The sequence below is a fragment of the Pseudomonas sp. P5_B3 genome (genome assembly GCF_056400405.1).
Window position 1 is genome coordinate 1 of the sequence record NZ_JBFULI010000101.1, and the last position, 6801, is coordinate 6801.

Annotated in this window: 5 protein-coding genes and 1 pseudogene; all 6 read right to left on the bottom strand. The window is 49.5% G+C overall.

The features are described from left to right. Nucleotides 1-659 (bottom strand): OprD family outer membrane porin (locus AC1DRN_RS29425; protein WP_477786894.1); only part of this gene is annotated, 659 nt, incomplete at its 3' end. Between the two features lie 175 nt (nucleotides 660-834). Continuing rightward, entirely contained in the window at nucleotides 835-2139 is a 1305-nt protein-coding gene (locus AC1DRN_RS29430) for a dihydrolipoyllysine-residue acetyltransferase (RefSeq protein ID WP_223457581.1), read from the bottom strand. Between the two features lie 72 nt (nucleotides 2140-2211). Beyond that, nucleotides 2212-4911, bottom strand: a complete 2700-nt coding sequence (mdeB, locus tag AC1DRN_RS29435; RefSeq protein ID WP_477786895.1) for an alpha-ketoglutarate dehydrogenase — start codon at nucleotides 4909-4911, stop codon at nucleotides 2212-2214. 242 nt (nucleotides 4912-5153) lie between these two features. Next, nucleotides 5154-5888, bottom strand: a complete 735-nt coding sequence (locus AC1DRN_RS29440) for an amino acid ABC transporter ATP-binding protein (RefSeq protein WP_223457661.1) — start codon at nucleotides 5886-5888, stop codon at nucleotides 5154-5156. 95 nt (nucleotides 5889-5983) lie between these two features. Beyond that, nucleotides 5984-6652, bottom strand: a complete 669-nt coding sequence (locus tag AC1DRN_RS29445; protein ID WP_223457583.1) for an amino acid ABC transporter permease — start codon at nucleotides 6650-6652, stop codon at nucleotides 5984-5986. Further along, nucleotides 6649-6801 (bottom strand): annotated as a pseudogene (locus tag AC1DRN_RS29450) (amino acid ABC transporter permease); the annotation flags it as partial. The pseudogene AC1DRN_RS29450 and the gene AC1DRN_RS29445, both read right to left, overlap by 4 nt.

Genomic DNA, 6801 nt, shown 5'->3' on the forward strand with positions numbered 1-6801 from the left:
TAATAGTATTGGGCAGTCAGGTTTTTTGTGATTTTCCAATCACCGCCTGCGAAGTCAAACTTATTACTTTCCATGGTGCCACCACTGACAGCCAGCCCTGTCGCGTCGGTAGAGCCTCGACCGGTAGCATGCTCAATCTGTCCTGCAACGAAGGTCACATTTTCGAACTCATGTGAAGTGACTTGAGCACCTTCAAAGGTTTGCGGCAAAACGCGGCCATCGCTATATACCAAGATCGGCAACTTAGGTAGCAACGTACCATAACGAAGTTCTGTTTTCGATAATCGTACTTTCCCTGTCAAACCCAAGCRACTCCACTCATCTACGGCCCTGTCGTCGCTATCACTTGGGATCATAGAACTTCCTACATGGCGCCCCTTCCCGCTGTCCAAGCGTACTCCCATTAGCCCCAACGCATCCAAGCCGACACCAATTGTTCCGTCAGTAAATCCTGACTTGTAATCGAGCATGAACCCTTGGGCCCATTCCTCTGTTTTCGACGGGGCCGCCGTGCCATCACGGTTGTCGTTATTATAATATAAATTTCTGAATCCTAGATTTGCTTTGCTGTCCGAAAGAAAATCGGCATAGGCAGTAGTGCATAAGGCGATACCCGCAATACCGCCAGCCACTGTTACAGAAACGCAATGCTTACTCATAGAAGATATCCCTTATTTTTATTAGCAACAAAGTTTTGTATGGGTGCTTTTCTAGTTTTTCTGGACAGCAAATCCTACGCGGCCACACTTATTATCAAGAGAAATAACATTTGCATGCCATAACTATCTACCGCAAAGGATCGATAAGCCTTTTTAACAATTGCTCTAAAATTAATTAAACCGACACCCTCCTGAAATCAGCAAGAACTTCGTTAAGGTAGCTCAAAAACCTGCCTGCTTCGGCACCATCTACCACTCGATGATCCCAGGAAAGTGAAAGCGGCATTATCAATCTAGGAATGACTCGTCCTTCATTCGCGGTACCTACCCAAACAGGCTGGAGACGAGCCTTACCAACACCAAGTATTGCTACCTCGGGGGCGTTGATAATCGGAGTAAAATGCGTCCCACCAATTCCACCAAGTGAGGAAACCGAAAAACATCCGCCCTGCATGTGTGTCGACTTCAGCTTTCCTTCTCTTGCCAGAGATGCGAGTTCAGCCATTTCAGTGGCGATTTGCATCACGCCTTTTTGGTCTGCATCGCGAATCACAGGCACTACTAAACCACTCGGAGTATCGGCGGCAAACCCTAAATGGAGGTACTGTTTGAGAATTAGGTTATCCCCGTCCAATGAGGCATTGAAATTGGGGAATTTCTTCAGCGCTGCCGCGCATGCCTTCAAAATAAACGCCAACAAGCTCACTTTCGCGTTCTGCCCCCGACGCTCTGCATTGAGCTGTTGGCGAAGGTTCTCGAGTTCGGTTACATCAACGTCATCATGATTGGTAACATGAGGAATACGTACCCAGTTTCGATGAAGGTTCGCACCTGACAATTTACGGATGCGAGATAAGGGTTGAATTTCAATCGCCCCAAACTTACTAAAATCTACCGCCGGCCAAGGCAACAGCCCCAGGCTGTCACCGGCGGCCTCAGACTTTGTAGAAACTATAGATTTAACATGTTTCAGAACATCTTCTCGCGTAACACGTCCGCGTATTCCCTGCCCGTTAACGCAAGAAATTTCTACCCCCAGTTCTCGAGCAAACTTACGCACTGCTGGACCCGCATGGCCCGACTTTAGAGCGTCCTTCTCGATAGGTTGAGGCTGCGGGGTCGCTACAGTTGGACTTGTTTCAACTGGTGCCTGCGTTTCTGTCACAACTGGAAAAACAGGAGTGGAGTCCTTAATTTTCAACGGCGCGACCTCACTAGCAATCGCCACCTCACTTTCAAAATTTTCTTGCGCCAGTTTTAAAAGCAGTGAACCGAACGAAACCTTATCGCCCAACACAACCGCCAGTGACTCAACAACTCCTGCGACTGGGGCAGGGATATCAATCAGTGCTTTGTCCGACTCCAGCGATAACATGGGCTGGTCTTTTTCGATGCGGTCTCCCACATTGATCAAAATATCAACTACCGGTACATCCTTATAATCACCGATGTCCGGTACGGTCACTTCTAAAATGGACATGAGGGTACTACCTAAACAATAAGTGCACGGGAATCGGCCTTGCACGCAAGGCCGAAGTAAAGGAATAACCGATTAACACTGCCACGGAGCAATAGACGGACTGCCCTCACTGCGATAACGGCTCAATGCCTGACGCCAGATTGTGGAATCCAACGATTCCTCATCCACCAACGACTTAAGCGCCGCAATCACGATGGAATGGCGATCCACTTCGAAAAACTCCCTCAACGCCTGACGTGTGTCACTGCGACCGAACCCGTCGGTACCCAAAGTCACATAGCGGCTTGGAACGAAACCACGGATCAGTTCTGGCAGCGCACGAACGTAGTCAGTCGCGGCAATTACAGGTCCTTGGGTTTGATCCAGCATTCGCGTGATGTAAGGCGTTTTCGGCTCACCGCCAAAACGTTCGGTACGTTCCAGGGCGATTGCTTCGCGATGCAGCTCGGTATAACTGGTTACGCTCCACACTGCTGCCTGAATGCCCCAGTCATCAGCGAGCAATTGGCGAGCTGCCTGGACTTCGCCAAGAATTGCTCCAGAACCCAGCAACTGAACCTGAGCGTGGCTGTCACCTTCGAGACGGTAAGCCCCTGCCAAGATCCCATCTCTAATCGCTGTCAGATCATCGGAGGGAACGGACGGTTGGGCCGTGTTTTCGTTCATCACCGTCAGGTAATAGAAAACATCGACCTGACGCTCGAACATTTCGCGCATCCCTTCATCGAGAATGACGGCCAACTCATAAGCGATGCCAGGGTCGTAAGCTCGACAATTGGGAATGGTCGATGCGGCAAGGTGGCTGGTGCCGTCCTGATGTTGCAAGCCTTCACCACCAAGTGTGGTTTTACCGGAGGTGGCACCGACTAGGAAGCCACGTGCGCGCTGATCGGCTGCAGCCCAAATAATATCGCCGACACGCTGGAACCCGAACATTGAATAGTAGATGTAGAACGGCATCATCGGCACGTCATGCACACTATAAGACGTCGCTGCCGCAATCCAAGAAGACAAAGCCGCAGCTTCGGAGATGCCTTCTTCGAGAATCTGCCCGTCCGATGCTTCTCGATAGTAAAGAACCGAGCCCATGTCTTCAGGTTCGTACAGCTGTCCGGAAGGCGCATAAATGCCGATTTGCCGGAACATGTTGGCCATACCAAACGTGCGCGCCTCATCAGCCACAATAGGGACAACACGAGGTCCGAGTTGCTTGTCCTTAAGCAGTGCAGTGAACATTCTCACCAGCGCCATTGTGGTGGACATTTCCTTGCCCTCGGCTTTCAGCGCAAATCCGGCCCAACCTTCCAACTCCGGAATCTGCAGAGAAATTGAAGACTTTTGGCGACGACGTGGCAGGTAACCACCCAACTCAGCGCGTCTAGCATGCATATACTGCATTTCTGGACTGTTTTCCGCCGGGCGATAGAACGCGACATTGTCTACATCCTCATCGCTAATAGGCAGGCGGAAACGATCACGGAAAACCTTGAGGTCTTCAGTATCGAGCTTCTTCTGCTGGTGGGTGGTCATGCGTCCTTGGCCGCTAGTCCCCATACCAAAACCTTTCATCGTTTTAGCCAGGATTACTGTAGGTTGGCCTTTGTGCGTGYGGGCAGCTGCATAAGCGGCATGCAGCTTACGCACGTCATGGCCACCGCGGCGCAGTACATCAATATCGGCATCGCTCAAATGTGTAGCGAGCGCCGCCAGTTCAGGATTTTGATTGAAAAAACGCTCGCGGTTATAGCTTCCATCATTCGCCGAAAAGGTCTGGAACTGACCGTCAACCGTATTGGCGAACGCTCGTAGCAATGCATTGCTTTTATCCCGTGCAAACAAGGCATCCCAATCAGACCCCCAGACGACCTTGATCACATTCCAGCCGGCTCCGTCGAACAGAGCTTCCAACTCATCAATGATTCGGCCATTGCCACGCWCTGGACCGTCGAGTCGTTGTAAATTGCAGTTGATTACGAAGGTCAGATTGTCGAGTTTCTCTCGCGCTGCGAGCGACAATGCCCCAATGGATTCCGGCTCATCCATTTCACCGTCACCGAAGAAGCCCCAAACATGACGGTCGCTGCTTTCCAGGAGGCTTCGGTTTTCCAGATAACGCATGAAACGCGCCTGGAAGATCGAATTAATTGGCCCGATACCCATTGAACCTGTAGGAAACTGCCAGAAGTCAGGCATCAACCAAGGGTGAGGATAGGAACAGAGTCCCGGGCCTTTGATTTCCTGGCGATAATTGCCCACCTGCTCTTCGCTCAGATAGCCCTCAAGAAAAGCTCGGGCGTAAACACCGGGTGCTGAATGAGGTTGAAAGTAAACCAGGTCGCCTTTTTGTTGTTCGGAGTCAGCGCGGAAAAAGTGATTGAACCCGACCTCAAAAAGATCAGCCGCTGATGCATAACTGGCGATATGGCCACCTAATTCACCATAGGCACGGTTGGCACGAACGACCATCGCCAAAGCATTCCAGCGCAATGCAGCACTGATCTTTTCTTCAATACCCAGATCGCCGGGATATGCCGGTTGCTGCTCCACCTCAATGGTATTGCAGTATGGCGTGACGCGGGTTCGCGATGATTTCACACCTCGCGACCGGGCGAATTCGGCCACGCGATCGAACAAATATTGCGCACGTTCGGCACCCGCTTCACGAGCAACCGAGTCAATAGCATCCAGCCACTCAGCGGTTTCCTGAGGATCAGTATCTTCGCTAACTGGGCCGTAAGCATTGAAAATATGAAGAGGGAGGCGCGTATTCATCTCTTGTTCTCTCTATTTAAAGTTCAGGACGCAAACCGCTCTGACGGAGGAATTTAATTTGCCTTGCGTAACTCTACTACTTAGATCGCTCACAAAGACTTTCAGTTTTTTTGCTCTTTAGCATTATTCAAAGTGCCAAAGCCCAACCCTAATGAAATTACCTTCCCTAAAAGCGCCTCCTAATATCGTTTTAATATTTACATTTATTTTTCTTTTCATGTCGTTATGAAAGAAATTAAAAGCTAGTACTGTAGAATTTTATTAAGAAAATTCTGAGCGCGCTCAGAACGAGAACTGATATCGCCAAAAAAATCCTCTTTTTGGCAATCTTCTATAATCAGCCCCTGGTCCATGAATATCACTCGATCAGCGACCTTTCGCGCAAAACCCATTTCGTGAGTAACGCACATCATTGTCATACCTTCGTTAGCGAGTTGAACCATTACGTCCAATACTTCGTTTACCATTTCTGGATCTAAAGCAGATGTAGGTTCATCGAACAGCATCACAACTGGGTCCATGGCAAGTGCTCGGGCAATAGCTACCCGTTGTTGCTGCCCACCAGACAATTGTCCTGGGTACTTATGCGCATGAGCGGCAAGCCCTACACGCTCAAGTAGCTTCAACCCATTTTCGATGGCTTCTTTTTTACTTCTGCCCAGCACTTTGATTTGTGCAATTGTCAGGTTCTCGGTAATGGACAGGTGTGGAAACAACTCAAAGTGCTGGAAAACCATACCAACCCGTGAGCGCAATTTCGGAAGATCGGTTTTTGTATCGGCGATTGAAACACCATCGACGGTAATATCACCTTCCTGAAACTGCTCAAGTGCGTTTACACATTTAATTAATGTGGACTTCCCGGACCCGGAAGGGCCGCATACCACCACCACCTCACCTTTTTTCACCGTAGTGCTGCAATTAGTGAGCACCTGAAAGTTCCCATACCATTTACTTATATTTTGTATGGAAATCATTTGATTAGCTATTACATCTGATTTGCTAGATACGGGGCCGCAGTCTGTTGGTACTTCCAAACTTCTGTCCCATTTGTTGACGCTCTTGACGGAAATCATACGGCTAACCTTTTCTGCAGAAGTTTGACCAATTGAGAGGCAATAAAACTGAAGCTGAAGTAGACCAATCCGGCAAAAATCAGCAATTCGTTAGGCTGCCCAATAATGTCGCCGCGGGAGCGTGCAGCATTGAGGAAGTCCATTAGGCCAACTGTGTATACCAAGGACGTATCTTGGAAAAGAATTACACTCTGTTGCAGTAACAGCGGCATCATTTTGCGGAAGGCTTGAGGCAAAATAATCAGTCGCATGCTTTGAAGGTAAGTCATGCCAAGAGCCTGCGCCGCCCCCTTTTGGCCCTGCGAGATCGATTGCACACCTGCTCGTACAATTTCGCAGAAGTACACGGCCTCAAACATCACAAAGGCTACTACACAGGACGTGAATGCCCCGATGGGCGTATCTTGTCCAGTGATCCAGCGAAGTACGAATGGTACCGCCAAGTAAAACCAGGTAATGACAAGTAACAAGGGTACAGAGCGCACATAATTTACGTAGGTACTGGCGAGCGATGACAGCCATCTGTTCGATGACAAACGCATGAGCGCTAGTACTGTGCCGAGCACAATGCCGCCGATAACGCCTAGCAGCAAAATCTTCAGCGTCATCAATAAGCCCTCGCCGAGTCCCGGAAATGCCATGATGATTGAATTGAAATCCATCACTTATCCTCAACCGAGACGAGCCCAGGAACCGCTACCGTCTTTTCAACGACACGCATGATCATCATCAGTCCCATGTTTAGGGTGAAATAAATCAAGGTGGCAAGGCTAAAGGCCTCGAACAGATTGGCGGAAAATTCGGCGGTTTGTTT

Bases quoted from the DNA above. Each gene is read 5' to 3' on its own strand.
- AC1DRN_RS29430 (WP_223457581.1), bottom strand. From the start codon at position 2,139: ATGTCCATTTTAGAAGTGACCGTACCGGACATCGGTGATTATAAGGAT.
- AC1DRN_RS29440 (WP_223457661.1), bottom strand. From the start codon at position 5,888: ATGATTTCCATACAAAATATAAGTAAATGGTATGGGAACTTTCAGGTG.